Genomic DNA, 26030 nt, shown 5'->3' with positions numbered 1-26030 from the left:
AGTTTAATTCGGACTCCAAATAAGTTCACCACATTGGCTTAAATTGTAGCCGCCGAGCATATGCGCCACTTGCTGGGTTTGAGTACTGGCGAGCATTTTAAAAAGAGCTTGGACCTGACGTCGAAAATAGATGCTCTGGGGCATCACAAAGTCAAAAGATTCTTCCACTAAAGGCACGAAGCTTAAGCCACTTTCATTGGCCACGGACTGACAGCCAAAGCCGATGTCAGCATCACCTCTTGCAATGTAACCAGCAAGTTCACGTTCGCTATAGGCGGTCATCACCCGGTTTAGCTGCTCGAGGTTTGCATCGTGCTTTGTTAGCCATTGTTCAAGCTGCTGTTGGCTGCCCGCGCCTGCTTGGCGTCCGACCCATCGCCATGGATATTGCGGTACTTTATCTTCTTCCTGACATTGGTGGTGCATATCAGGGCGAACCATCAGCCCTTGCTGTCGGGAATAGCCGTGTAGCAAGATCCACTGTTGATGGCTCGGATAACTTTTCAGGAGCGCAGGGTGCCGAGTTGCTCGGTCTTCAATATTACACATATGCAGTGTACACACATCTGCATAGCCTTTTGCGAGTAAGTCTAAACCTAATCGAGAACCGGTCGCGCTGTAGCTAATTAATTCTTGGCTACCAACCTGAGACATTAAACGCGCGACCAGCATCGAAAGGAGCGGATCATCGCTACCAGTGATTAATAGCCTATCAGAGAGCATGCCGCTGTGGCAGGAGTCCATAATCCAACGGTCAATTAAGAACTTTGGAAATAGCCACTTACCTGTAATTTTTGTTGCGGGCAAAATACGCTCATTTGCCATGGCATAGACTTTCTTTTCATTTAAATCTAAGTATTCAGCAACTTGCTTTGCGCTCATGTAGACCAGTTCACTGGCGTCAGTCATGGATTGTCCTAGCTTTGTTATTCATTATTTATTCTGGGCGGCGTTCATGACATCGAATTCGATGTTCTCAGCGCCATGGTAAATCAAAAAGTGCCGACCTTTGGCTCGTGCAATAATGGTGATGCCGAGCTTTTGTGCCAACTCTAGGCCCATTTGGGTCACGCCACTTCGAGACAATAAAACTGGAATACCCATTTTGGCAACTTTAATTACCATTTCTGAGGTCAAGCGTCCTGTGGTGTAAAACAATTTGTTGGCACCGTCCACTTGGTTGAGCCACATATCACCCGCAAGCGTATCAACGGCATTGTGTCGGCCAACGTCCTCCACAAAAGCATCAATAGCTTCGCCCTCGCAAAGGCCGCAGCCATGAACCGCGCCTGCATTTTTATAGGTTTCATTGAAAGCGCTAATATTTTTAAGTAAGCCATATAAAGTGCTTTGCTTGATGGGAGGGCATTGTAGCTGAATAGATTCAAGCCCCTGCATAAAGCCACCATAGACTGTTCCTTGACCGCAGCCCGTCGTAACTGTCTTTTCTGACAATTGCTTCTCTAAATCTTCAGTGGTCTCTTGGGTAATGACCGCCGCAGATTCAACATCCCAATCAACAATCACCGACTCTAGCAAATTTGTATCACTGATAAACCCTTGGTTTTTTAAGTAGCCAAGCGCTAGTGCTTCGGGCTTAGCGCCTAGCGTCATTAAGGTCACGATGGGTCGCCAGTTTAAATACACCGTTAGTGGCCTTTCGCAGGCAACCGACTTGTCAACGAGGTGACCTTTTTCATCAACCGCTTGAACTTGAATCGTGAGCGGCACTTCTGCAGACGTTTTAATTAAGGATAATTTCTTGTTTGATATCGTCATCAGCAAATTCGGCAAATATTTAAGATATCAAATCATAGCAACTTTTATGCCTTGGGTGCGTTTATCTGATGAAATACGTGATCTGCTGATTTATGTGATCTAACGCAAACCGCTTTGTCCAACAATATCTTGCGTGTTGGACAAAATGTCCTAGTATAGAAGTTGTTATGATGACTAGCTTCAAAGTTTTGGGTTGAAATCGTGCTGGCATCAAAATTGCTGTTCATGGAAATTAGAGCTAGCAGTCGTGAAAGCCAGTGGGCTGATTTGCGACCGAAAACGGAGATGCCATGCAACATACAGATAATCAGTGGCCCATGTATGTGTCATTAAAGAAAGTGACCAAGCAAATGGGGCGTTGGACATCCGATACTTGGGAGCTTGACCAAATTGTTCCCGCAACCAACCAGCCGCCAAGTGGCGCGCATCTCGTATTATTAGAACTGCATAAAGATGAACGTGGTAGTTACCGAATCAATTTAGATATGGACAATGCCATGCTGTACATCGTTTGTGATGAGCTAGAGGATGGCACATGGGTGCCATCTTTGGTTTCTGCTGATCAAAATGTCGCAGCGGGCTGCCTTGAAGCCGATACACCAGTCCTCAGTATTCTTTTACCCAGCGCCATCGCTTGTTGGATAGAAGCATTTATCACGCGCCATGGCGAAGTCGAAATTTCAGCACATCGCCGTAAGCACGTAAACCGTCGAAAAGAGTTGGCGGAAGCTCGTGGAGAAAAGCCCTCATGACAGATTCTCCTAAAGGATTCTTGAGTCGCTGGCGTGAACGCAAAGAAGCGGTTGCTGAGGAAGAGCGAACGCTTGAGGTTGATCAGCTGGAAGAGGCGAAAACCTCAGCACAAATCGAGGGCTCGCAAAATCCAGCGGACGTCAAGCTCGATGCAGATGAGCAGCCGACTCAATTGGCTGACATTGAAGAATTACCCGACCCGGAGTCAATCGAGGTTGGTGGAAGCTTTGCTAGCTTTATGGCAGAGCATGTCGACCCAACACAAAAAGCAGCCGCATTAAGAGCTTTGTGGAAGCAACCCCACTACAACGAAATTGATGGTTTATTGGAATATGCATTGGACTATACCAATCAACCGCTTTTAGCCGATGACGTTTCGGCGGAGCTTGCACAGAAAGTTTTCCGCCATGTTACAAAAGATGAGTCTGAAGAAGAGGAAGAGGCTTTAATTGCTAATGACGTGTCTGTTGAGGGGGGCGAATCGTCGCCCGAAAACGTTGATGTGCAATCACCCGAAATTCAACAAAACGATACCTTGGTCTCGTCGGACAATTTGACTGATGAGAGCTTGGTCGTGAGCCAAAATGAACCAGATGTAGTAGCTGTTGCAGATGACCCTGTTGTTTAACGGTATTTAAGGGGGTTCTGAATCCCATATTTTTGGTACGTGAATTGCTGTTGAATAACCGTTGCGGCAGATACGAACGAAAGAAAAAAGTTAATAAAAATCGATAGATAATTTGCTTTTACTCAACAAGGGTTGGGTTCAAGCAGAAATAATTTGTATTACCGCTCAACCCAGATTGAGAGCATGACAGAGAAGCAAACGATGGTTCGTCATGGCTGGGCTGAAACTTTTGATGCAATATTTTTGTTCAGGAATAGAGTGTGAACATAAACGAGAATAGCAATGAACCTAAAGGCGAGTTGAAGCTAGTTCGCCAACAAATTTTAGCACGGACGCAAATTCTACAGAATTTGATTCCGCCAACTGTGAGCTATCAAACGCAAGGCCATGTATTAGTCATTGGCCCTGAGGATTTAGCTCGGTTGGCCGCAGACAAATTACAGCAAATGGCGAGCTGCTCGATTTTGGCAAATGAGGCGATTACGAACCAAGATGAAGCCCACTTGCAAAAAGTCGTTGAGGCCGCTCCAGATGTTGAGAGCTACTATAGCCATTTGCTTTCAATTAAAGGATTCCTTGGTCAGTTTCAAGTGGTTGTTGATGTCGATGGGGGCGCCGCTGAACTCAGTACTCTTGCCATTCGTAAACCGCATTTCGACTTAATCCTAGATCTAAGCCAATCCCCGTGCTTAAACCTAGAAATGTTGCCGCCAGGCTATTTTTATGTCGGTCAAGATCAGCAGAAATTAGCCGACGCACTTGCGCAAATTCCTGATCTTGTTGGTGAGTTCGAAAAACCGCGTTACATCAAGGTGAATGCTGATGTTTGTGCCCACAACCGTAATGGTATTGAAGCCTGTTCACGCTGTCTAAACTTCTGCCCAGCCGATGCAATTAGTAGTATCGAGCAAAAAATTGAGATCGACCCTTACCTTTGCCACGGCGCCGGTAGTTGTAGCAATGCGTGTCCTACTGGTGCACTAAGTTATGATGCACCAACTCCAGCGGCACTTGGCCAGTACCTGAAAAAAATCATCTCAACGTTCCGAGCTCAAACCAATGTTGCTCCCGTCGTGTTATTTCATGATGAGAACCTAGGGGCTGAATTAGTTACTGATGCGCTCGCCGGAGACATTATTCCTGTTGCCCTAGAAGAAATTACAGTTGCTAGCACTGAACATTGGCTCAGCTCACTTGCATGGGGGGCGCGTCAAGTCTTGATCCTGAATACCCCAGCAACACCACCGACATTGAATCAAATGTTAGCCGGGGAGACCCTACTCGTTAGTCGGATTTTGGAAGAAATTGGCCAACCACAGCAGCGGTTGAACGTTATCTCCCCTCACGAGTTAGCAGGCATCGATTCGCTGTTAAGTGTGAGTCGAGATTGGCCCGTTTTTAGTGGTGCGGAATTCGCCCCCAGTAGTAAGCGAGCCACCATTTATGCGGCTATCGATCACCTGAATCAACAGGTGGCTAATGTCGATAATACAATGCTGATGAACAATATTCCTTACGGAAAAGTGAATGTAAATGCCGAGTCGTGCACCTTGTGTATGTCGTGTGTCGCCATCTGTCCAACACAAGCCCTGCAAGATGGTGGTGACCTCCCAGCATTGAAGTTTGTTGAACAGGATTGTGTGCAGTGTGGCTTATGCGCTAATGCATGCCCTGAAACCGTAATTAGCTTAACTGCGCAAGTGAACTTCGATGCACAGGCGCGTCAGCAACAACAAATCTTGCATGAAGAGCAACCGTTTGAATGTATTGAGTGTGGTGAGCCCTTTGCAACCAAGTCTATGGTAGAAAAAATGCTTGGGATGGTTGGTAGCCATAGTGCATTTGATGCCAATAGTGAACGCTTAAAAATGTGTGGCGATTGCCGCGTTAAAGATATGTTTGCCGATATTTTAGATAACCCAGAAAAGCAATTGGATTAAGAGATCTGTTATGACCCAAAATCAAAGAGAAATTTCAGAAAATGATCAGCTTCGAGCTGATATATACCAGTTGCTAGCCGCAATGTTTCGCTCGGCCCCAAGTGCCGAGTTACTGTCATTTTTAACATCGCTCGATATCGATGTAACTGATGAAAGTGAGATTGCCAAGGCATGGCTTGCGGTCAAGCAAGCTGCTGGAAAATGTTCTGGTGAAGATTTAGCTGAAGAATATCAAAATATTTTTATTGGTGTCGGCACTGGTGAAATCCTTCCATACGCCAGTTGGTACCTTGCAGGCTCGTTGATGGATACGCCTCTTGCTGCATTACGGCAAGATTTAATGCAAATGGGGTTTGAACGTCAAGATGAAGTGAAGGAGCCAGAAGATCACGTTGCGGCACTATGTGAAGTTATGAGTAGCTTGATCCTAGAAGCACCAAGCTATCGCCAACTTGCATTTTACCAACGTCATATCGGTGGGTGGATTAGCCGTTATTGTGAAGAGCTCGCGCGCGCACCTAGCGCCCAGTTTTATCAAGCCGTTGCCCAGGTTGCAGCCGCATTTTTTGCTGCGGAAGCGAATGTATTTGAGCAACTCAACATGGATATTCCAGTGAACTGTCCTGGAAATGAAGAAATCGAACCTCAAGCAGTATAGCTGCGTGGGGATTGGTGTAACGCAACCGTTTTATTGCCCTGATACCAATAATAAAGGTGTCAATAAAACAATTGAGGTGGGGAGTTATCCCCAAAACAAGGAGAGACTATGAAGAAGCAAGCTTCTGACATGGGCCGCCGTCAACTACTGAAAGCTCTGGCACTTGGCAGCGCGGCAGGTGCAGCTGCCACGATGAGTGGTCAAGCCGCAGCAGCCCCGGCAGCAAAAGCGCCTGAAGATCAAGGTGATGGTTACCGCGAGACCGACCATATCCGTAACTACTATGCCACTTTACGTGGTAAGTAATACAAGGAGAATCTAATGCGATTAACCCGCAAATCAGATCAAGCGGTAACGGCAGATAAGCCGAGCTTAGGTCTAAACCGACGACAATTCCTAAAATCTGCTGGTATTACAACTGGTGGTATTGCTGCAGCATCCATGCTCGGTACAGGAATGATGCGCAAAGCAGAGGCAAAAGATGTTGCCCATGATGCGCCAACTGAAATCAAACGTACGATTTGTTCCCACTGCTCTGTAGGTTGTGGTATTTACGCTGAAGTCCAAAATGGTGTTTGGACCGGTCAAGAACCTGCGTTTGATCATCCATTCAATGCTGGTGGTCACTGTGCAAAAGGTGCAGCGCTTCGTGAGCATGGCCATGGTGCTAAGCGCCTTAAATATCCAATGAAGCTGGAAGGCGGCAAGTGGAAGAAGCTTTCTTGGGAGCAAGCCATTAATGAAGTTGGCGATCAGATGTTAAAGATCCGCCAAGAAGCGAGCTCAGATTCTGTATTCTTTATGGGTAGTGCAAAGTTCTCGAATGAACAAGCCTACATGTACCGTAAACTTGCAGCGATGTGGGGCACGAATAACGTCGATCACTCCGCTCGTATTTGTCACTCTACCACTGTAGCCGGTGTTGCTAACACTTGGGGTTATGGTGCGCAAACTAACTCGTTTAACGATATTCGTAATGCGAAAGCAATGATGTTCATTGGTTCCAACCCAAGTGAAGCACATCCTGTTGCCATGCAACATGTTCTTGAAGGTAAAGAGCGTGGCGCAAAAATTATTGTCGTTGACCCTCGCTTTACTCGCACGGCTGCCAAAGCAGATGAGTATGTACATATTCGTCCAGGTACGGATATCCCTTATATCTATGGCTTACTCTGGCATATCTTTGAAAATGGTTGGGAAGATGAAACCTTCATTCGTCAACGTGTCTATGGCCTTGAGCGTATTCGCGAAGAAGTGAAGAAATGGACCCCAGAAGAAGTTGAGCATGTAGTCGGGATCCCGAAAGCACAAATGTATCGCGTTGCGAAAATGCTCGCTGAACATCGTCCTGGCACTGTAGTTTGGTGTATGGGTGGTACGCAGCACCACATTGGTAACGCGAATACCCGCGCTTATTGTATTTTGCAGCTAGCGCTTGGCAACATGGGTAAATCGGGTGGTGGTACTAACATCTTCCGTGGTCATGATAACGTGCAGGGTGCAACTGACTTTGGCTTATTGTTCGATACATTGCCTGGTTACTATGGTCTGAAGACCGGTTCGTGGAAGCACTGGTGTAATGTGTGGGATTTAGATTATGAGTGGGTGAAGGCTCGTTTTGACCAAGAGAAACGTCTAGGGCAAGATCCAATGACCTCTACGGGTATCCCTTGTTCTCGTTGGCATGATGGTGTGCTAGAAGACAAAGATAAAATAGCTCAGAAAGACAATATTCGAATGGCTTTCTTCTGGGGGCAATCGGTTAACACTGAAACCCGTGGTCGTGAGGTGCGCGAAGCACTAAACAAGATGGATACCGTCGTAGTTGTTGACCCCTTCCCAACAATGGCGGGCGTCATGCATACCCGTAAAGATGGGGTGTATCTGTTACCCGCTGCAACTCAGTTTGAAACCTATGGCAGTGTATCTGCATCAAACCGCTCTCTTCAGTGGCGTACGAAGGTTATTGAGCCTTTATTTGAGTCTAAGCCAGATCATGAAATCATGTACCTGCTTGCGAAGAAAGTCGGAATTGCTGACCAGTTCTGTAAGCATATCAAGGTCAATGGTACTGAGCCGTTGATTGAAGATATGACCCGTGAATTTAACAAGGGCATGTGGACTATTGGTTATACAGGTCAAAGCCCTGAACGTTTGAAGATGCACCAAGAAAACTGGGGCACTTTTGATATCAATTCACTTGAAGCACCCGGTGGTCCAGCTCGAGGCGAAACCTATGGTTTACCTTGGCCTTGTTGGGGTACGCCAGAGATGAAGCATCCTGGTTCACAAATTCTTTACCGCACGGATCGTGAAGTGAAGAATGGTGGCGGTAACTTCCGAGCGCGTTATGGTGTTGAGCACAATGGCAATAATATTTTGGCAGAAGGCTCGTATTCAGTTGGCGCTGAAATTCAAGACGGTTACCCAGAGTTTACCCATACGATGTTAAAGCAACTTGGCTGGTGGGATGAACTCACGGCTGAAGAGAAAAAGCATGCTGAGGGTAAAAACTGGAAAACAGATATCTCTGGTGGTATTCAACGTGTTGCGATTAAGCATGGCTGTATGCCTTACGGTAATGCGAAAGCGCGCTGTATCGTTTGGAATTTCCCAGATGATATCCCAATTCACCGTGAACCACTGTACACACCACGCCGCGATCTTGTGGCGAAATATCCAACATATGAAGATCGTATGGTTGCTCGCCTTCCAACCTTGTATAAGTCAATTCAAGAAAAAGACTTTGCCAAAGACTTCCCGTTAGCAGTTACGACTGGACGTTTGGTTGAGTATGAGGGCGGTGGTGAAGAGACCCGTTCGAATCCATGGCTTGCAGAGTTACAGCAAGAGATGTTTATCGAGATCAACCCTGCTGATGCAGCTGATCGTGGCTTAAGAGATGGCGATGACGTTCATGTCCATAGCCCAGAAGGTGCCAAGATTACTGTCAAAGCTATGGTTACACCACGTGTAATCGAGGGTGAGTGCTTTATGCCGTACCACTTTGCAGGTGTATTTGAAGGTGAAAAACTAGATAAGCACTATCCAGAGGGAACGGTTCCATATGTCACGGGAGAGTCAGCCAATACGGTGATGACCTATGGCTATGATGTTGTGACTCAGATGCAAGAGACGAAGTCTAGCTTGTGTCAGATCAGCAAAGCCTAACCACACTTGATGAGGAGATAAGCCATTATGGCAGTCATGAAATTTTTGTGTGACACCAAGCGCTGCATCGAGTGTAACGGTTGCGTCACAGCTTGTAAGAACGAAAACGATTCTGCGTTAGAGTGGGGCATTCAGCGCCGCCGCGTAGTGACCATTAATGATGGTAAGCCTGGGGAAGCTTCAATTTCGGTTGCGTGTATGCATTGTACAGATGCACCGTGTATGGCCGTTTGTCCTGCTGATTGCTTCTATCGAACAGAAGATGGCATTGTGCTTCACAATAAAGATACCTGTATCGGTTGTGGGTACTGTTTCTATGCATGTCCATTTGGTGCACCGCAATTCCCGAAAAAGACAGCTTTCGGTAGCCGCGGCAAAATGGACAAATGTACTTTCTGTGCCGGTGGACCTGAGGAAAACCATTCAAGCGAGGAACGTCAGAAGTACGGTTCGAATCGTATTGCTGAAGGTAAGCTACCTATGTGTGCAGAGCTTTGTTCAACCAAAGCCTTGTTAGCAGGGGACGCAGGCATTGTTTCGGATATCTATCGTGAACGTGTATCTGCTCGCGGTAATCCGAATGTCATTTGGGGTTATAACCCTAAAACTGGCGAAATAAACTAATGCAGCTAGGGCTACAGCTATTGCTGTAGCCCGACAAGGAGTGACTATGTTAACTAAATCGCTGCGTAGTTTGTTGACCTTACTCGTACTTGTCATGGGGTTGGGGCTTGCGCCAACCACGATGGCCGTCGATGAGCAAAACAGTAAGCAGCAGGGAACAGCGAAGATGAGTGACGCTGACCTTTGGCGAGCAGTGAAAGCCGGAGAATCCGGTTATAGCACTGACCAAGGTCTAGAAGGTGGCAATCTCATCAATGTTGCCGGTAACCAAGGAAAAGAGATTAAGAACGAGTATTTAACACCTGCGATGGGCTTTACTGTCTTGGGTGTTTTTGCCGTGTTTTTAGTGTTTTTCCTCGTGAACGGGCCGTCGAAACTGAGTCATGGATATTCGGGCAAGATGGTGGAACGTTGGTCAAAATCAGATGTGAAGTTGCATTGGGTTTTGGCGATTTCCTGTCTGTTGCTGATTGTCACTGGTTTAAACATTATGCTAGGTAAGCATGTGTTACAACCCTATGTTGGGGATGGACTTTGGGCATCGTTAATTGGTGCGAGTAAGTTTATTCACGACTGGTCTGGTCCAGTATTCTTTGTATCTTGGGTACTTTGTGTTGTGAAGTGGATGCCTTTGCAGACATTTAAGCTTTACGACTTAAAGTGGTTCCTTGTTGTTGGTGGTTACATTAATTTTGGCCCCTTCAAAGGCAAACATCCTGATAGTGGATTTGCCAATGCGGGTGAAAAAATGTGGTTTTGGACGCTCACTATATTTGGTTTGTTCATTTGTATTTCCGGTGCCATGTTGGTGTTGCCGGGGCTCGACTTACCAAGAGAAGCGTCGATGGCGGCATTGCTGATCCATGCTACGAGTGCCATCATCATTATTGCATTTACTATCGTGCATATTTGGATGGCTACGGCATTGAGTGAAGGGGGAATGGAATGTATGAAGTCTGGTTATTGTGATGAAAACTGGGCGATACAACACCACAACCTTTGGTACGATGAAATCAAAGAGAATGGCTCCATTCGTTATAAAGAGTAATTTGTAACGACATCGCCAGCTGAAGATACCCACCAAATCGGTGGGTATTTTTTTGCGACCTTGCTTGCATTTGTGGAGTCATAGACAGCGTCTTTGTTTAGCATTGTCTAAACTTGAGGGTGTGCTCAAATAGTGTGACCCAGCCTGCAAACTATTCCAGTGGTTGATCTTTATTCGCTATTGATTTGCTGGCTTCAACAGTGAAAAACGGCAAAATGCTAAGTTTTGTAGTATTTATCGCCCTAAAACTAAACAAAAGTCCTGTTTTTTCGAGTTTTGTGGTCATTAATTAACAAAAGGCTTTTGCCATAAAAACCATTTGGAATAGTTTTGTGAGCGATCCGTCAAATTTGGCATTTACTAAAGTGTGGTTGAGCTAGCAAATATTAACATTCGCTAATTAGCGCTGCGTAACTTGTAACCAGTTCACGGTTTAAAAAAAAGATTGCAGTTAGTCTGCAACCTCTGTTAGGGAGATATTCGCACTCACTAATACAGTAAAAGGCAGTATAAATAATTACCTAAGATAGGAACCCTTATGTCATCAATTATCCAAACTCTAGACACCAAGTTTGCCGGCGGATACGAAGCCAATATTACGGTGCCAACTTGGATGTTGAGCTCGATGGAACGGGTGATGCAATATTATGTCGATAAGAACCTAAGACTCGACACTCTGTCTGCCGATACCATGCCTGCACCGGTAGAGGGCAAAAAGTACATGTTGTATGCCCATGTACCTTTCTGTCATACCCTCTGCTCTTACTGCACTTTCCACCGTTTTATTTTTAAAGAAGATAAAGCTCGCGCTTATTTTGTGTCTTTGCGTAAAGAGATGGATATGGTTAAAGCCTTAGGCTATGACTTTGAATCCATGTATATCGGTGGCGGGACGACGACAGTCCTAGAAGATGAGCTCGCGCGAACCATTGAGTATGCCAAAAAGCTATTCCCAAGCATTAAAGAGGTTTCTTGTGAGTCGGATCCTCAACACCTAGATAGCCCCGAATTTAAACAGCTTGAGGGATTAGTTGACCGCATGTCTGTGGGTGTTCAAAGTTTCGATGATGGCATTTTGAAAATGACGGACCGACTTGAAAAGTTTGGTAGTGGTCAACAAACGTTCGACAAAATCATGGCGGCCAAAGAGCTGTTTCCCATTATCAACGTTGATTTGATTTTTGGCTTCCGTGGCCAAACGGAAGAGATTATTCAGCATGATTTGGATATGGCATCGCGATTAGATCCGCGTCAAATCACCACATACCCACTGATGATTACTCACCAAACCCGCAAAAGCGTGAAGGGTAAGTTAGCAGCAGATCAAGCGGATATGGCCAACCAATATCGTCAAATTCTAAATAGCCTGAACGGTCAGTATAATCAGCTTTCTGCGTGGGCATTTGGTAAAGCTAACGATGAAGGGTTTGATGAGTATGTTATCGACTATGATGAGTACTTAGGGGTAGGCTCTGGATCGTTTAGCTTCCTAAACGATACGCTTCACGTGAATACGTTTTCGCTTCGCAAATACCATGAAAGAATTGCCGCTGGAAAAATGGGTGTTGAGCAACAGAAGAACTACAGCAAGAAAGATGTGATGCAATATCGCTTCTTGCTGGGCATGTTCTCTGGTCGCCTTTCGCGCAAATATTTCCGTGAAACATTTGGCGTGAATTTAGATACCGCATTATTCAAAGAAATGACTTCAATGAAAGCCATCGGCGCATTGAAAAATGATCCAACAGATCCAGATAACTTAATCGTTACCGACAACGGTAAAATGATGGGCCTGTTGATGATGAAAGAGTTTTACTCAGGGATGGACAATGTCCGTGCGCAATTGCGTAAGCCTTTGCAAGCTTGTGATATGTAAATTCTGATGAATGTTTGAAAAGGCCGAAATGTGAATTTCGGCCTTTTTTATTGCCGTTTTCATTCTGACGTAGTTGAATACTTTGCCGTGACATGGTGAATCACTCAGCCACTGATTTGTTCGTAATTTGTTGCCTTCTAGGGCGTAAGCACACTCAAAAAGGAAGATGGATTGAAGTCTGAATATGCCCCAATGTTAAGCGTGAAGGAAAAGCTGTTGCTGATTGCGAAGCATCTTTGCTGGGCATTGCCATTACTTTTTGTCACTGAAACTTGGTTTTTTCCTTGGTTAACTCTTTATGCCGAAGTGGCTCACTGTCATGACTATGGTTGGGCAACTGGCGCAGAGTTATTGATATATGGAGTATTTGTTGGCTTGCCCTTGTCAGCCGTTATTGTGTTTAGTATTTTGCTTGGGCCACTCAGTTGGCGGGTTTATCAATCGCAGCAGTTTCCGCCGCCTGGTGAAAAGGTATTGCGACCAACAGCATATGTTTATGGCACTAAGGCAAGGTTCAGAGTTTATGTTTTTGGGTTGGTGATATTGGCCTTATTCGGACTTAGTGTTCAAGGCGTGTTTTGGGCACAGGATGTTTTGTTGGAGTCAGGGCATACGTTCGAAAGCCTAAAGAGTTCGACTATAGAGGCGAAAGGGGCATCCTCAGTGACTGCACAGCACTTTAGTTCTTCATTATCAAATGGTTATTTGTGCGAGTCTAACGGAATAAATATTTAAGGATAAAAATGATTAGAAAAATTGTAGCTTTAATCTTTTTGGCAATTTCGATAAGTGCTCATGCGAGTGAAACACTATTGGAGATTGGTAGTGAGGCTCCTGATTATTTAGGCAAAGACGCAAATGGTGGTAAGGTTTATGTGTCAGAGCTAGAAGGAAAAGTTATTGTTGTAAGTTTTTGGGCGTCTTGGTGCAGTCCCTGTTTAAAAGAACTACCCATATTAGATAATATTCAAAATCACCTCGGTCTAGATAAAGTTCGAGTTATTGCGGTTAATTTTCGCGAAGATCGAAAGACCTACCGCAAGATTAAAAAGGTCTTTAAAGATACGCAACTGACTTTAAGCCATGATCCCAAAGGGCGTATAGGAAAGAAATATAAGGTAGAAGGTATCCCGCATTTAGTAATAATTGACCAGCAAGGACGTATTGCAATGCAGAGTGTTGGATATGGCGAAAGTGTAATCGGAGAGATTGCTGATACATTGAATGAGTTATTGGCTCACTCGAATAGCTTACATTAGTAGGCAATCACTTCTTTAATTAAAAACTCTTTGCCACTGAGCATTCCCCAGTCTTCACATTGGCAATCTGGGCACTTGGATTGATGCTGTAAAATATTGAAAATCTGGTGGCATTGCTTGCAGATCGCTTCCGCTGGGATGACCTCAATCGCTAGCTTGGTGTGTTCAAGCGGTGTCCCATCAACCGCTGCGGGATAACAATCTTCAATGTATTTTGGGATCATTGAAGAGAGTTGACCGATTTGCAGTACAATCGTATCTACTTTCTGTAATTGGTGAGTTTTAGCAAACTCACTCACTGTTTTAACAACTTCTATGACGACGCCGAGTTCATGCACAATTAGGCTCCTTTAAATTGAGCATGGTGCATTGCACCATGCTCATGCGATCAATCGACTAACATGGTTTTAATGCGTTTGATTGGGGCTTTCATTGCAATACGAACTTTGCGTTTCAAGGCATGCTTGATAATGACCCCTTTGACATTTTTCAAATCGGCGCCATCAGCATCATAGGCACGTACCAAAGAAATCGCATCAAACTGACATTTGGTTGTACATGCACCACAACCCACACACATAAACTCGTCCGCTACCACAACACCGCAGTCTAAGCAGCGCAGGGTTTCTTGCTGAACTTGCTGTTGGGTTAAAGTGCCGCGTAAATCTCTGAAAGTTTTCTTCGACTCTTGGCCGTCGACTTCAGCAATCTCTTGCCTTGGACTGTTGTCGTAGCCATCTAAGTTGAGCGCTTGCCGGTCGAAAGACTGGTAGTTGCGCTGTATTCGTCCCAACAGTAAGCTTTGACCGTGCTGCACAAATCGATGAATTGAAATCGCAGCTTCTTTGCCTTGAGCAATCGCATCAATGGCAAACCGAGGGCCGGTGTAAGCATCGCCGCCGACAAATATGTCGGGTTCACCCGTTTGATAAGTAATGGGGTCGGCAATTACAGTTTGATTTGGGTTGAGGTTAACCTTGCTGCCTGTGAGTAACCTTCCCCAGCGCATTGCTTGGCCGACCGATAAAATCACATGGTCTGCAGCAATAACTTGCGTATGTTGCTCGTCAAATTCGGGAGAGAAATTACCCGCTTCATCGAGTACACGTAGGCATTGTGCAAACTCGACAGCCGTGACTTTGCTATCTTCCTCAATGATACGTCTGGGACCCCAGCCATTATGGATGGAAATATCTTCCGCTAATGCTTCCTCCACTTCTTCTTTATGTGCAGGCATGTGCGCCCGACTTTCAAGACAAAACAGTTGTACATCGTCTGCGCCGGCCCGCGTTGCTGTGCGTGCCACATCAATCGCGACGTTACCACCACCAATTACGACAACTTGTCCTGACAGCTCGCTTTGCTGTCCCAAGTTGACTTGGCGGAGGAAATCCACGCCCGTGGTGACGCCTATTGAGGATTCTCCCTTAAGGCCGAGGCTGCGTCCTGACTGCGCGCCAACTGCAATATAAAAAGCGCTATATCCGTCTTTTCGAAGTGCATCAAGTGTTACGTCTTGGCCGACTTCAATACCTAATCTAAATTCGACGCCTAATTCCTTGAGGGCTTCAATTTCAGAGAGAATGACGTCTTTTTCAAGTCGATAAGAGGGGATGCCCAGTGTGAGCATTCCGCCAAGGGCTGGTTGCTTCTCAAAAACAGTAACTTGATAACCATCAACCGCAAGGAAGTAAGCACAGCTTAAACCCGCTGGGCCGCTCCCAATCACGGCTATTTTTTTGTCGTACTGGTGCTTTTTTGTTGGCACATAGCGTGTCTCCGCATTGAGATCTTGCTGGGCAATAAACTTCTTAATGTCATCAATGGCAATTGGATTATCAATATCGCCCCGGGTGCAGTCGGATTCGCATTTTTTCGGACAAATTCGCCCGCAGACTGCTGGAAAAGGATTCTCTTTTTTGATGAGCTCCAAAGCATCTCGATACTTTCCTTGCGAGGCCAATTTGATGTAGCCCTGAATGCCGATATGGGCCGGGCATTCGGCTTTACAAGGGCTTGAACCGCCTTCTGCGACGACTTGTTTATTTGTTCGATAGTCTGGGTTCCATTTGTCTGGGCCCCATTTCGTATCGTAAGGCAGATCGCGTTTTTTCGGTTTCTCTGGTTGTGCTGTACATAGTTTTTGCCCAAGTCGTAGCGCATTGGTTGGGCAAACCTCAACACACTCGCCACAAGCAACACACTCTTGAGCATCGACTTTTACAACATAGTTTGAACGGATCATGTCAGGATTTTGCCATTGACTTGCGAGTCTTAAAGCAAAGCATCCACAGCCGCAGCAGTTACAAATGGCATGGGTCTCTCCAGAGCCGTCAAAGTTGGGCATGCTGTGCATGAGACCATTATCTTCCGCTTTTTTAATGACCTCAAAAGCCTCGTCTCGAGTTATTTTTCGGCCGCGCCCAGTACGAATATAGTATTCAGCCGCGTGCCCCATTTGAATACAAATATCTTCTTTTAGGTGGCCGCACCCCTCACCCATTGCCTCGCGCGATGTGCGGCAAGCACAGTCTGAGAGGGAGAAGATATCATTGTCATTCAGATATTTAGATACTTCTTCATACGAAGCACTTTTGGTTTCGCCATCGATGGCTGTTTGGATGGGAATGATCCGCATTGGGCCAGAGCCAACGGGAATATTCCCCGCAGCTAAAGGACCTTTCTTCTTACCAAAAGCATCAAAAGCTTCGCCAAGTTGCGGATATTTTTGAATCAGCTCTTTATTGTTGACGATCATTTCCATATGACCGGGAACCCAAACATCAATCCAGTATTGGTCGACGCCATCGATTTCGTTGACAAATGCGGCACCGACCATGGCGATTTCCCACAGAAGCTTTTCGGTTTCAGCTTCTTGCTTGCCACACAATAAGGCAACTTGCTGGGCAGACTTGGGTTTGCGTAACTCTAAGCATAAGGCGACTTCTGCCATTTCTTCGGATAGGATCGGCTCGAGTATTTTATATTCTGGGTCGTCACTGGTGACGCCGTTTCGAGAACCGCGCTTTGTGCGGCTAATCTTGTTGGCAAAGTCAAGTACCTTGCTTTTGACCATTTTCATATGGATTCCTCGCTTTCCCTAGACTAGTGGTTTTGCCAAGCGTGAACTTGGGTGTGTAACCAATCAGCCCATTGCTCGATACCTTCTCCTGTTCTCGCGGAAATCGGGATGACTTGAATGTTTGGGTTAAGCTTTTTTGCTCGCGCTTCAACAGCTGCAATATCAAAATCAAATACGCCGATGGTGTCGATTTTGTTTATCAGTAAAACGTCTACAATGGAAAACATGAGGGGGTATTTAAGTGGTTTATCATCCCCTTCGGGAACGCTGAGGATCATGGCATTTTTAACGGCACCGGTATCAAACTCGGCAGGGCATACGAGGTTGCCAACATTCTCTAGAACCACGAGATCAAGAGATTTAGCATCTAAACCATTGAGTCCTTGCTTTGTCATCTCGGCATCGAGGTGGCACATCCCGCCAGTATGGAGTTGAATTACTTTTGTGCCGGTGTTTGCGATAGTATGGGCATCGACATCTGAATCAATATCTGCCTCCATAATGCCAATGTTTAGATCATCCTTTAGATGATTGATGGTGCTGACCAGTGTGGTTGTTTTGCCTGAACCAGGTGAAGACATTAGATTAAGTAAGAACAACTTGTCTTGTTTTAACTCAGCACGGAGCAGCTCTGCTCGCTTGTCGTTGTTATCAAATATACTTTCTTTGATTTCCAGTACTTTAAATTTTTCCATTGGTTACCCCTTAATTTATAAATCTTTAAACCTTGAATATGTTTCTTTGGACGCTGAAGTCGATTCTGAGGGGCACAGAGACTGGAATAGACACGCCTTTATTATTTTCGTTGGTGTGGCGGTCTTTTGAATTGTTGTATTTATCTACAAATTAGAGTTTATGCTCTAATTTGTAATTTACGAGGTTATGATTGAGTTTGTCGTGACTCAAGTCGCAAAAATGGCATTGAGTTTGGTGAATCAGCCCATATGAGTTCGATGAGCAGTTTAATGTGCCTGTGCAGTATGACCTCTAAGCCAGTACTGTGTTATGGGTAAATTATTCAGCGATTTGGGGCTAGATAAGGCCATCACGATCATGATTGCCGGCAATTGTTCTGTGAATGAAGTGCATTTGATTCACACGATAGTTAATCATTGATACCGGAACGCTGAGGCGAAAGTGGAAAGCGCTGAAACTTGTGACGGTGCCCTAATTGGCATGCTGGGCGTTATGAGAGAGGACGGGTGCGGTAATTCCGCGATGTGCACACTAGTGCTTTATTGATATTTGCCGTTCGCGATACTCAGTTCACTTCAATATGAGGATGGCCATCGTCAGTGGCCGTTTCGCCATTAGAGAAAGCATTTAAAACTTAGAATCTATTCGAGTTCTCGCAGGGTTGGTCATCTGCATCGCCATCCATGAGCGTTCCTGGACAGTTGTGGTGGAAAAAGAGGGCTTCCCTTTTCGAAGTCATCTGTGAACAGTATTTTCTGCCATCACATTGAAACTCAGTGTGTGAAGAGGACAGTGAGCTGACGTATTCGGGCTCGATATCGGATTTTGCAATGGAAGATTGAATGAATTGACTGAGTTCTAGTGGTTGCTCGGCAACGTGATCTTGGTAATAGCTCCAGCCGGCAAAAATTAAAATGGCGAGAATAATTAAATCTTTCAAAATTCACTTCCTGTGTTATATCGGAGCCCTATTTTGCACAGATTAACAGTTACTTACCATACTGTTGACCATACATCATCATGCTTGCAAGCGTATCCGATATTAGATTTTGATAATATTTGCTTTTAATTTCAGAAACATAAACTTAACACTCTTGAAAGATTAATTTTGTGATCCTACAAGACAAATTGCTACTTTTTAGTCAATTTAAGTGGCTGAAAAGTTGAGGAAATAAGTATTTGGGTTCTAAGCCGCTATACATTGTGGGCGAAACTTAGGCTGTGAAGTCAAGTAAATTGCGCTGGTGCTTGATAAGATAAAATTTTTAGCGGTCTGTCCGGTGAGTGATAGCGACAGTATAATTGTTGGATATCATTGGGTGTTTCCGTCGATTGGTGAAACCCTAAACTCTGATAGAATTTTTGCAGTGACGGGTCGGTAAAGACAAAAAACTGGTGATAGGCCATAAAGCCTTGGCAGCGGTGCAGTAGCTCTGTAGCGACCCCTTGCCCTCGCAAGTTGGGATGAACACACAAGCCTGTGACGAGTGTGAACTTTCCGACAGGGCGAAAACGAACACATGCAATGAGCTGATGGCCTTGGTATAGGCCTGCAGCAGCTTCTTTTTTGAGCATTCGAGCGTAAGGCATGTGGCGTTTATAAAAGGCCTTCATTTCTTTTCTATCGGGATAAGGATGCCATTGAATATGGCGAAGAGCGTCGTTATCTAGTGGCATCATGAGTCAATTGGGTCGTGTATATTGATACATTGTCCCGGTGATTATAGCAGGAACTAAGCAATTCATCAGCGCGTTGATATAAAAATAAGGTGCTGATATTAGGGAAGAATATGGCGAATATTTTATTGTTGGCAAATTTGAACTGTGACCGAATTCTTTTGTTAAATAAGGCATTGAGAACCGGAGGCCGATTTCACTATCAAGACGGTGGTCAACGCCTTGGTGGTGGTGGCGCCAACACAGGTATTGGCCTGGTATGGGCAGGGCATCGCGTCGCACTGGTTAGCCAAGTGGGTCGTGATGAGATAGGAGATTGGTTGCTTGCAGAGGCTTCAACTCAGGGTATCGACTGCCATATGATCCAACGACGCCCTGGAAATACCTGCGAGATGTTGCTCGTCATGACTCCTGATGGCGAACGAACAATTATTCGACCAGAGCGACCTATTTTTGAATTACCTGCACCACCAAACTGGCAACAATGGGATGCTCTTTATATCAATTCCTCTTATGAAGGGGCTGTGAGTTGGGCTCGTACAGCGTTGCCTTACAGCCTAGTCGTTGCTCAACTTGCCAAAGATGACCGAGCTCGTCCCTGTCATGTGTTGATTGCTTCTTTATCGGATATGTATGAGCGAACTGGGCTCTCGATGTGGGAGTTTGCCATGTCGATTGCCGGAGAATCATTACAATATTTTATTGTCACTGACGGTGAGAATGGTGCAACAGTTTATACTTCACAGTCCCATGACCAAGTGGATGCCGTTGCTGCGAACGTTGTCGATACGACAGGCGCTGGCGATGCTTATGCTGCAGGCGTAATCCATGGATTAACTTCGGGGGCCTCTATCGTACAAGCGATGCAAGAAGGTTCAATGTGGTCAAGTTTTGCTGTAGCCAGCGAAAGCTCTATACCGGGTATAGATTTAAAGCAATACCTGCAACCAATGAAGTAAAGCCATAGTGCCGCAGCTATTTGTCTAAGGAAGCATCATGGGCCTAATCGAAGCCATTTTAATGGGGTTGCAATTTAGGCGCCTGCAAAAGCCATTTGTATTCTTTTCAATGTTAATTGGCTTGCTATTTTTTTCTTTGGCTGGTTTTGGAATGTTTTACGGTATCTATGAAATTGTTGTAAGTGATAAGACTGGTCAGTTTGTATTTATATTGGGTGCGTTGGCGTTTTCATTGCTGTTCTTTGGTCTGGCGGCTGTTTGTGGTTTTATGATTCAACGCTGTTTTAAAGAGGCGTAATCGGCATACAGCCAGCCCTCAAAACTCTGCAGCTAAAGCTTTTTAACTCCGTGACTCATATGTCCTTTATTTTCCTGTCATCTTTTTGTCATCGATAAGTCACCGAAGCGTCACATGGTCTCGGTATTCTAAAGCTGTCTTTATGTTTTTTTATGTAAGCTCCCAAGGTCCTCTGATTCCGCCTGCCAGCAGCCCTCTGTTGTGCAGGTTTTTTTTGCCTGTTTGATTGTTGAACAAGAGAACTGTTCACTTGGTATTTAGATTTGCTTTGTTAGTATGAAGTTTCTACATGTGCTCAAGAACCTAAGGAAGGTTGTTTCGATGTCAGAAGCTACTCAGATAGTGAATCGTATTTCAGGACTTTTTGCAGGCAGCGATACTAAATTTGTCGATGGGCTAGAGAGTGCAATTGACCAAAAGCAGCCACAACCCTTTTTAGTCGTAAAGCAAGATAGAGTTCAAGGTGATTGGCAAGCCGATCGTCGCCATCATGGTGGTGAAGACCGAGTGCTGCATCATTTTCCTCGAGAACATTATAATCAATATCATGAATGGGGCATGCTGTCGTCCATGAAGGATTCTCCGAGTATGGGAGAAAATATCAGTACGGTTGGCTTGCTTGAAAACCAAGTGAACATTGGTGATGTTTTGCAAATTGGTGAAGTCGTTGTGCAAGTGACTCAGCCTAGAGCACCGTGTTTTAAATTGAATTTACAATTTGGGCATGAGGGTTTTGCGCTTAAGATGCAGCAGAGTGCTAGATGTGGTTGGTTTTATCGAGTATTTGAAACAGGCACCATTCGTCGCAGTGATAGAATTCTTAGGCGACAACGAACGTCTGACATTAGTATTGCCGAGGCCATGGCGATTTATTTTTCAGAGTCGTTTGATGCGGCACAATATCAAAGGTTACTGAAAGCTGATGGTTTGGCTGAAAGTTGGCGCCAGAGTTTGGCTTGTCGGCTTGAACATGGCACGATTGAAAATTGGCAAATGCGTCTCACCGGTCAAATGGCGACGTAGCACAGATGAAGTGAAAGGTTGAAGGTGTAGGAATGGAAGGATACTCGGAGCATAGCTCGCTAAATCAAGATGAAAAGAATATCGCCATGATTTTGCATGGCGCAAGCTTTGCTGGCTATATGATCCCAATGGGAAATATATTGGGACCGCTGATTGTATGGCTCATGAAGCGTGATGAAATGCCGTTTGTAAACGCATGTGGCAAAAATTGTTTGAACTTTAAAATTAGCTTGCTTATTTACGCTTTGATTAGTGGCGTTTTGGCATTCATCGGTATCGGATTTTTATTGCTCGCTGCTATCGGATTGTTAGATATTGTCGTGACCATTATTGCAATTGTCAAAGCCAGTGAAGGCAAGCTCTATCAATACCCTTTAACAATTAAATTTCTAAAATAATCGACTTTTGATGCTATCAGAACATGAAAAAAGGTCGCAATTGCGACCTTTTTTGTGAGTTTTTTACAGACCTACATATTCGGGTAATTTGGACCACCGCCACCTTCAGGTGTTACCCAAGTGATATTTTGGCTTGGATCTTTAATATCACAGGTTTTGCAATGAATGCAGTTCTGGCCGTTAATGACAAGTTTAGATTCACCTGCTTCTTCTACAATTTCATAAACTCCAGCAGGGCAATATCTTTGTGCTGGCTCATCATACTTCTCGAGATTCACTTTAATGGGAACCCCTTTGTCAGTGAGCTTTAAGTGACAAGGCTGGTCTTCTTCATGAAAAGTGCTCGACAAATAAACAGATGATAGCTTGTCAAAACTCAATTGACCGTCTGGCTTTGGGTAATCGATTTTAGCAAAGTCAGAAGCAGGAGCCATTTGGGCATAATCTTCATTGGTGTCTCGCAAGGTGATCGGGAGTTTGCCGCCAAACCAATTTTGGTCGATATAATTGAATGCGCCGCCCAAGAAGGTACCGAATTTATGCATCGCGGGACCAAAATTGCGTGAACAATGTAACTCTTCTGCAAGCCAACTCTGGTCAAATTTATTTTGGTAGCAGTTTAAATCCTTGCCGCCATCAACACCTGCAATTAAGCCTTCTGCAAGAGTTTCTGCTGCGAGCATGCCGCTTTTCATCGCGGTATGTGTGCCCTTAATTTTGGCAAAGTTGAGTGTGCCGGCGTCACAGCCAATGATGAGACCGCCTGGGAAGCTCATTTTAGGCAGTGAATTTAAGCCGCCTTTGGTAATGGCCCTTGCGCCATAAGCAACGCGCTCGCCGCCTTTTAAATACTGGGCGATGACCGGGTGGGTTTTATAGCGCTGGAATTCGTCAAATGGACTGAGGTGCGGGTTCTTGTAGTTTAAATCAACAATCAGCCCAACAGCGACCTGATTGTTTTCTAAATGGTAGAGAAAGCCACCACCAGAAGCACCTTGGGTTAACGGCCAGCCGCCGGTGTGAACCACTTTACCCAGTTGGTGTTGTTCGGCTGGAATGGTCCACATCTCTTTAAAACCAAGGCCATAGTGCTGCGCTGTTTTTCCATTGTCTAAATGGAATTTTTCGATTAGCTGTTTACCTAAATGGCCACGGCAGCCTTCACCAAATACGGTATATTTTGCGTGTAGTTCCATACCGGGTTCGTAGCTATCTTTTTCTTCGCCATTTTCCCCGACGCCCATATCGCCAATGAGAATGCCTTTAACGCTGCCATCGTCGTTGAATAACAGTTCGCTTGCGGCAAAGCCTGGGAAAATCTCGACACCTAAAGCTTCAGCTTGTTCGGCCAGCCAGCGGGCTAAGTTGCCCACACTAATAATGTAGTTGTCATCATTGTGCATGGTTTTAGGAACCAAGCTGTGAGGGACGGTTTTGGAGTCTTTATCAGAGCTGAGCATGTAGATATCGTCATGATCAACCTTCGTGTGTAACGGTGCACCTTTTTCACGCCAATCGCTGAACAGCTCGTCTAGAACTTTGGGTTCAAATACCGCACCCGATAGGATATGTGCGCCTACTTCGGAGCCTTTTTCTACAACACAGACACTGATTTCTTGATCCGAGTTTTGAGAAATTTGCATGAGGCGGCATGCTGTTGCTAAGCCTGCTGGTCCCGCACCCACAATTACAACATCGAAATCCATTGATTCGCGTTCCATCCAAGCACCTCTATTCCTTATTGAATCCCCCGTTTGTAAACGGGTGTTTTATTGTCTAGGTCAACTTTACCGTAATTTTGTGCGCTCGCACAGTTTTTGGACGCATACAAAAGTCTATTTTTTATTGATTTTGGCTTGATGCAGGTCACGTAAAGACGATATTTGTCTGATCAGCTGCAAGAAAAGACAGATTTTTACTAGGGTTTTGTTAATTTTTCTGCCTATAATTCATTTCGACGGTTCTCCGAGCTTTTTGTCCTAAGTCACCACAGATACGGACGTTAAGCCGTGGCAATACGGCCACCGGGGTGAGCAAAGAAATGATCTCACCTCCCCTTACTTGGAAAGGTGATCATGTCTCAACTACAAGACAACTTTGGTCGTAGGTTTCATTACCTGCGTATGTCTGTTACAGACGTCTGCAATTTCAAATGCACCTATTGTTTGCCTGATGGCTATAAGCCGGAAGGTAAACCGAAATTTTTAGCATTGCATGAAATTGAAAATCTCATCTCTGCATTTGCCGAAGTCGGCACGGAAAAGATCCGCATCACTGGCGGCGAACCTACGTTGCGCAAAGACTTTACCGATATCGTTCGCATTGCTGCCGATAACGACAAAATCAATACCATTGCGACGACGACCAACGGTTATCGTCTCGAGCAACATGCCAAAGAATGGTATGACGCCGGTTTGCGCCGCATTAACGTTTCCGTTGATAGCCTTGATCCCAAGATGTTTTACCAAATCACTGGTGAGAACAAATTTGATAGCGTGATGCGTGGCATCGATGCTGCTTTAGAAGCTGGTTTTGAACGCGTCAAGATCAATGCTGTCTTGCTCAAAGGCATGAATGATCAAGATCTGCCTCGCTTCTTGCATTGGATTAAGCATACCCCAATAGATTTGCGTTTCATTGAGTTGATGGAAACCGGTTTAGGCCGAGAATATTTCCAAGCGCACCATCTTGCTGGCATGGATATCAAACAACAGCTAGAACAAGATGGCTGGCAATTTGATCAACCGAGCGCCAGTGACGGTCCTGCACAAAACTTTAGCCACGAAGATTACAAAGGTCGTATAGGTTTGATTATGCCGTACGCCAAAAATTTCTGTGCAAGTTGTAATCGTCTGCGTGTGTCGGCCAAAGGTAAATTGCATTTATGCCTGTTTACTGAAAATGGTGTTGATCTGCGTGACTTGCTACAAGATGCCAGTCAGCGTCCAGAACTTATCGAACGACTCCATGGTCAGCTAAACCAAAAGAAAGAGACCCATTATCTCCATCAGGGCATAACGGGTGTAACCCAGCATTTGGCATCTATTGGCGGCTAGTTTGTAATTGCGGTGACCCTCGGTCACCGCTCGCTTGATCTTCACATCCAAAAAAAAGAGAAAACCCATGGGACACTGTACCAATACTCGTTTTGTGCCTCTGAATATAGCGGTGCTAACTCTATCTGATACCCGTGATTTCACCAATGACACTTCGGGTGATTTTTTACAAAAAGCGTTACAAGAAGCTGGGCATCAACTGGTCGAACGTAAAATTAGTAAAGACGATAAATATAAAATTAGAGCCATTGTGTCTCAGTGGATCGCTTCGGAAGAGGTGCAAGTGATACTTACGACTGGTGGCACCGGCTTTACGGAGCGAGACAATACACCGGATGCGGTGTCGGCTTTATTTGACCGCAATATTGACGGCTTCGGTGAGCTATTTCGTCAGATTACTTATACCGAGCTAGGCACATCTACAGTGCAGTCGCGCGCATTGGCTGGCATGGCTAACAAAACAGCAATTTTCTGCATGCCTGGCTCAACTGGCGCATGCAAAACGGGTTGGAATAAAATCTTAAAAGAGCAACTTGATGCGACTCATCGCCCGTGCAATTTTGTCATGCACATTAAAAAGACGCCTACGGCGTAACAAGTCCATTTCGAGTTAAAAGGCAGAATTTTTATGAGTGAAACATTTACCCACATTAATGCCGATGGCAATGCGCATATGGTTGATGTGACAGACAAGTCTGTAACTGAGCGAGAAGCGCGTGCTGAAGCATTTATTGAGATGGCACCGTCAACCTTGGAAATGATCATGAGTGGCAGTCACCATAAAGGTGACGTATTTGCTACAGCACGAATTGCCGGCATTCAAGCGGCGAAAAAAACCTCAGATTTAATCCCATTGTGTCATCCATTGATGTTAACTAAGGTCGAGGTCGAACTGGAGGCGCAACCGCAGCAAAATCGAGTGCGCATTACCAGCTTATGTAAGCTATCGGGTAAAACTGGAGTCGAAATGGAAGCGTTAACTGCGGCATCGGTTGCGGCGTTGACGATTTACGATATGTGTAAAGCGGTGCAAAAAGACATGGTTATTTGCCAAACTCGACTATTAGAAAAGCGTGGCGGCAAGTCAGGACATTTTAAGGTTTAA

General features: G+C 45.1%; 26 protein-coding genes and 1 riboswitch. Of the genes, 18 read left to right on the top strand and 8 right to left on the bottom strand.

Annotation, left to right across the window (positions count from 1 at the left end; all coding sequences use genetic code 11):
* Window positions 1-3 precede the first annotated feature (3 nt).
* Together IEY18_RS14930 and IEY18_RS14925 are read right to left on the bottom strand one after the other, a co-directional pair.
* A complete protein-coding gene (locus IEY18_RS14930) occupies window positions 4-909 on the bottom strand; it encodes a substrate-binding domain-containing protein (protein ID WP_188922258.1) in 906 nt (301 codons plus the stop codon).
* 24 nt (window positions 910-933) lie between these two features.
* Entirely contained in the window at window positions 934-1779 is an 846-nt protein-coding gene (locus IEY18_RS14925) for a formate dehydrogenase accessory sulfurtransferase FdhD (protein ID WP_188922256.1), read from the bottom strand.
* A gap of 290 nt (window positions 1780-2069) precedes the next feature.
* Here IEY18_RS14925 and IEY18_RS14920 point away from each other — a divergent pair, with 290 nt between their 5' ends.
* From IEY18_RS14920 to IEY18_RS14870, 11 genes are all read left to right on the top strand, one after another.
* A complete protein-coding gene (locus IEY18_RS14920; protein ID WP_188922254.1) occupies window positions 2070-2531 on the top strand; it encodes a DUF3305 domain-containing protein in 462 nt (153 codons plus the stop codon).
* Window positions 2528-3160 carry a DUF3306 domain-containing protein gene (locus tag IEY18_RS14915; protein WP_188922251.1) on the top strand — a complete coding sequence of 211 codons (633 nt, stop codon included), beginning with the start codon at window positions 2528-2530 and terminating at the stop codon, window positions 3158-3160. Before IEY18_RS14920 ends, IEY18_RS14915 begins: the two co-directional genes overlap by 4 nt.
* Before the next feature lie 266 nt (window positions 3161-3426).
* Window positions 3427-5100, top strand: a complete 1674-nt coding sequence (locus tag IEY18_RS14910) for a 4Fe-4S binding protein (RefSeq protein WP_373290762.1) — start codon at window positions 3427-3429, stop codon at window positions 5098-5100.
* 10 nt (window positions 5101-5110) lie between these two features.
* Window positions 5111-5758, top strand: a complete 648-nt coding sequence (locus IEY18_RS14905) for a TorD/DmsD family molecular chaperone (protein WP_188922247.1) — start codon at window positions 5111-5113, stop codon at window positions 5756-5758.
* Window positions 5759-5866: 108 nt separating this feature from the next.
* Window positions 5867-6064, top strand: coding sequence for a formate dehydrogenase (locus tag IEY18_RS14900; RefSeq protein ID WP_188922245.1), 198 nt, complete (start codon window positions 5867-5869; stop codon window positions 6062-6064).
* 15 nt (window positions 6065-6079) lie between these two features.
* Window positions 6080-8929 (top strand): formate dehydrogenase subunit alpha, encoded by a 2850-nt coding sequence (locus IEY18_RS14895; protein WP_188922243.1) that lies wholly within the window; start codon window positions 6080-6082, stop codon window positions 8927-8929.
* A gap of 27 nt (window positions 8930-8956) precedes the next feature.
* Window positions 8957-9553 carry a formate dehydrogenase FDH3 subunit beta gene (gene fdh3B, locus IEY18_RS14890; RefSeq protein ID WP_188922241.1) on the top strand — a complete coding sequence of 199 codons (597 nt, stop codon included), beginning with the start codon at window positions 8957-8959 and terminating at the stop codon, window positions 9551-9553.
* Window positions 9554-9599: 46 nt separating this feature from the next.
* The gene (locus tag IEY18_RS14885) at window positions 9600-10601 is read left to right on the top strand and encodes a formate dehydrogenase subunit gamma (protein WP_188922239.1); all 1002 of its coding nucleotides are present in this window, start codon (window positions 9600-9602) and stop codon (window positions 10599-10601) included.
* Window positions 10602-11139: 538 nt separating this feature from the next.
* Complete coding sequence (locus IEY18_RS14880; RefSeq protein WP_188922237.1) at window positions 11140-12477, top strand: coproporphyrinogen III oxidase family protein; 1338 nt, start codon at window positions 11140-11142, stop codon at window positions 12475-12477.
* A 171-nt stretch (window positions 12478-12648) separates the two neighbouring features.
* Window positions 12649-13212: a hypothetical protein gene (locus IEY18_RS14875; protein ID WP_188922235.1), complete on the top strand. Its 564-nt coding sequence runs from the start codon at window positions 12649-12651 to the stop codon at window positions 13210-13212.
* Window positions 13213-13220: 8 nt separating this feature from the next.
* A complete protein-coding gene (locus tag IEY18_RS14870; protein WP_188922233.1) occupies window positions 13221-13736 on the top strand; it encodes a TlpA family protein disulfide reductase in 516 nt (171 codons plus the stop codon).
* Here the strand turns inward: IEY18_RS14870 and IEY18_RS14865 are convergent.
* The 5 genes from IEY18_RS14865 to IEY18_RS14845 all read right to left on the bottom strand — a co-directional run bounded on the left by IEY18_RS14865 (window position 13733) and on the right by IEY18_RS14845 (window position 19194).
* The gene (locus IEY18_RS14865; RefSeq protein WP_188922231.1) at window positions 13733-14074 is read right to left on the bottom strand and encodes a hydrogenase maturation nickel metallochaperone HypA/HybF; all 342 of its coding nucleotides are present in this window, start codon (window positions 14072-14074) and stop codon (window positions 13733-13735) included. The genes IEY18_RS14870 and IEY18_RS14865 overlap by 4 nt on opposite strands.
* A gap of 50 nt (window positions 14075-14124) precedes the next feature.
* The gene (locus tag IEY18_RS14860) at window positions 14125-16818 is read right to left on the bottom strand and encodes an FAD-dependent oxidoreductase (RefSeq protein ID WP_229779962.1); all 2694 of its coding nucleotides are present in this window, start codon (window positions 16816-16818) and stop codon (window positions 14125-14127) included.
* A gap of 23 nt (window positions 16819-16841) precedes the next feature.
* Entirely contained in the window at window positions 16842-17513 is a 672-nt protein-coding gene (hypB, locus tag IEY18_RS14855) for a hydrogenase nickel incorporation protein HypB (RefSeq protein WP_188922229.1), read from the bottom strand.
* 635 nt (window positions 17514-18148) lie between these two features.
* Window positions 18149-18454 carry an excalibur calcium-binding domain-containing protein gene (locus IEY18_RS14850; protein ID WP_229779961.1) on the bottom strand — a complete coding sequence of 102 codons (306 nt, stop codon included), beginning with the start codon at window positions 18452-18454 and terminating at the stop codon, window positions 18149-18151.
* A gap of 287 nt (window positions 18455-18741) precedes the next feature.
* The gene (locus IEY18_RS14845; RefSeq protein ID WP_188922227.1) at window positions 18742-19194 is read right to left on the bottom strand and encodes a GNAT family N-acetyltransferase; all 453 of its coding nucleotides are present in this window, start codon (window positions 19192-19194) and stop codon (window positions 18742-18744) included.
* A gap of 110 nt (window positions 19195-19304) precedes the next feature.
* Here IEY18_RS14845 and IEY18_RS14840 point away from each other — a divergent pair, with 110 nt between their 5' ends.
* From IEY18_RS14840 to IEY18_RS14825, 4 genes are all read left to right on the top strand, one after another.
* A complete protein-coding gene (locus tag IEY18_RS14840) occupies window positions 19305-20150 on the top strand; it encodes a PfkB family carbohydrate kinase (protein ID WP_188922225.1) in 846 nt (281 codons plus the stop codon).
* A gap of 37 nt (window positions 20151-20187) precedes the next feature.
* The gene (locus IEY18_RS14835; RefSeq protein ID WP_188922223.1) at window positions 20188-20448 is read left to right on the top strand and encodes a hypothetical protein; all 261 of its coding nucleotides are present in this window, start codon (window positions 20188-20190) and stop codon (window positions 20446-20448) included.
* A 321-nt stretch (window positions 20449-20769) separates the two neighbouring features.
* Complete coding sequence (locus IEY18_RS14830; RefSeq protein ID WP_188922221.1) at window positions 20770-21471, top strand: MOSC domain-containing protein; 702 nt, start codon at window positions 20770-20772, stop codon at window positions 21469-21471.
* A gap of 32 nt (window positions 21472-21503) precedes the next feature.
* On the top strand, window positions 21504-21869 hold the full coding sequence (locus tag IEY18_RS14825; protein WP_188922219.1) for a DUF4870 domain-containing protein: 366 nt from the start codon (window positions 21504-21506) through the stop codon (window positions 21867-21869).
* A 71-nt stretch (window positions 21870-21940) separates the two neighbouring features.
* Here IEY18_RS14825 and IEY18_RS14820 read toward each other — a convergent pair whose 3' ends face one another.
* A complete protein-coding gene (locus tag IEY18_RS14820; protein WP_188922217.1) occupies window positions 21941-23590 on the bottom strand; it encodes an electron transfer flavoprotein-ubiquinone oxidoreductase in 1650 nt (549 codons plus the stop codon).
* A gap of 230 nt (window positions 23591-23820) precedes the next feature.
* Window positions 23821-23957, top strand: a riboswitch (molybdenum cofactor riboswitch).
* On the opposite strand from IEY18_RS14820, the gene moaA reads away from it, so the two are divergent.
* The 3 genes from moaA (at window position 23945) to moaC (ending at window position 26030) form a co-directional block, all read left to right on the top strand.
* On the top strand, window positions 23945-24925 hold the full coding sequence (gene moaA, locus IEY18_RS14815) for a GTP 3',8-cyclase MoaA (protein WP_188922215.1): 981 nt from the start codon (window positions 23945-23947) through the stop codon (window positions 24923-24925). Its footprint overlaps the riboswitch before it by 13 nt.
* Before the next feature lie 67 nt (window positions 24926-24992).
* Window positions 24993-25520: a molybdenum cofactor biosynthesis protein B gene (gene moaB / locus IEY18_RS14810; RefSeq protein WP_188922214.1), complete on the top strand. Its 528-nt coding sequence runs from the start codon at window positions 24993-24995 to the stop codon at window positions 25518-25520.
* 33 nt (window positions 25521-25553) lie between these two features.
* A complete protein-coding gene (gene moaC / locus IEY18_RS14805; RefSeq protein ID WP_188922213.1) occupies window positions 25554-26030 on the top strand; it encodes a cyclic pyranopterin monophosphate synthase MoaC in 477 nt (158 codons plus the stop codon).

The sequence above is a fragment of the Shewanella gelidii genome (genome assembly GCF_014647855.1).
GTDB classification, from domain to species: Bacteria; Pseudomonadota; Gammaproteobacteria; order Enterobacterales; family Shewanellaceae; genus Shewanella; species Shewanella gelidii.
This window is presented reverse-complemented; position numbering and strand designations above follow the sequence as displayed.

Excerpts from the sequence above, each read along its gene's own strand:
- IEY18_RS14930 (WP_188922258.1), bottom strand. The coding sequence starts at position 909 with ATGACTGACGCCAGTGAACTGGTCTACATGAGCGCAAAGCAAGTTGCT.
- IEY18_RS14925 (WP_188922256.1), bottom strand. The coding sequence starts at position 1,779 with ATGACGATATCAAACAAGAAATTATCCTTAATTAAAACGTCTGCAGAA.
- IEY18_RS14920 (WP_188922254.1), top strand. The coding sequence starts at position 2,070 with ATGCAACATACAGATAATCAGTGGCCCATGTATGTGTCATTAAAGAAA.
- IEY18_RS14915 (WP_188922251.1), top strand. The coding sequence starts at position 2,528 with ATGACAGATTCTCCTAAAGGATTCTTGAGTCGCTGGCGTGAACGCAAA.
- IEY18_RS14905 (WP_188922247.1), top strand. The coding sequence starts at position 5,111 with ATGACCCAAAATCAAAGAGAAATTTCAGAAAATGATCAGCTTCGAGCT.
- IEY18_RS14900 (WP_188922245.1), top strand. The coding sequence starts at position 5,867 with ATGAAGAAGCAAGCTTCTGACATGGGCCGCCGTCAACTACTGAAAGCT.
- IEY18_RS14895 (WP_188922243.1), top strand. The coding sequence starts at position 6,080 with ATGCGATTAACCCGCAAATCAGATCAAGCGGTAACGGCAGATAAGCCG.
- fdh3B (WP_188922241.1), top strand. The coding sequence starts at position 8,957 with ATGGCAGTCATGAAATTTTTGTGTGACACCAAGCGCTGCATCGAGTGT.
- IEY18_RS14885 (WP_188922239.1), top strand. The coding sequence starts at position 9,600 with ATGTTAACTAAATCGCTGCGTAGTTTGTTGACCTTACTCGTACTTGTC.
- IEY18_RS14880 (WP_188922237.1), top strand. The coding sequence starts at position 11,140 with ATGTCATCAATTATCCAAACTCTAGACACCAAGTTTGCCGGCGGATAC.
- IEY18_RS14870 (WP_188922233.1), top strand. The coding sequence starts at position 13,221 with ATGATTAGAAAAATTGTAGCTTTAATCTTTTTGGCAATTTCGATAAGT.
- IEY18_RS14860 (WP_229779962.1), bottom strand. The coding sequence starts at position 16,818 with ATGAAAATGGTCAAAAGCAAGGTACTTGACTTTGCCAACAAGATTAGC.
- hypB (WP_188922229.1), bottom strand. The coding sequence starts at position 17,513 with ATGGAAAAATTTAAAGTACTGGAAATCAAAGAAAGTATATTTGATAAC.
- IEY18_RS14845 (WP_188922227.1), bottom strand. The coding sequence starts at position 19,194 with ATGATGCCACTAGATAACGACGCTCTTCGCCATATTCAATGGCATCCT.
- IEY18_RS14840 (WP_188922225.1), top strand. The coding sequence starts at position 19,305 with ATGGCGAATATTTTATTGTTGGCAAATTTGAACTGTGACCGAATTCTT.
- IEY18_RS14835 (WP_188922223.1), top strand. The coding sequence starts at position 20,188 with ATGGGCCTAATCGAAGCCATTTTAATGGGGTTGCAATTTAGGCGCCTG.
- IEY18_RS14830 (WP_188922221.1), top strand. The coding sequence starts at position 20,770 with ATGTCAGAAGCTACTCAGATAGTGAATCGTATTTCAGGACTTTTTGCA.
- IEY18_RS14825 (WP_188922219.1), top strand. The coding sequence starts at position 21,504 with ATGGAAGGATACTCGGAGCATAGCTCGCTAAATCAAGATGAAAAGAAT.
- IEY18_RS14820 (WP_188922217.1), bottom strand. The coding sequence starts at position 23,590 with ATGGAACGCGAATCAATGGATTTCGATGTTGTAATTGTGGGTGCGGGA.
- moaA (WP_188922215.1), top strand. The coding sequence starts at position 23,945 with ATGTCTCAACTACAAGACAACTTTGGTCGTAGGTTTCATTACCTGCGT.
- moaB (WP_188922214.1), top strand. The coding sequence starts at position 24,993 with ATGGGACACTGTACCAATACTCGTTTTGTGCCTCTGAATATAGCGGTG.
- moaC (WP_188922213.1), top strand. The coding sequence starts at position 25,554 with ATGAGTGAAACATTTACCCACATTAATGCCGATGGCAATGCGCATATG.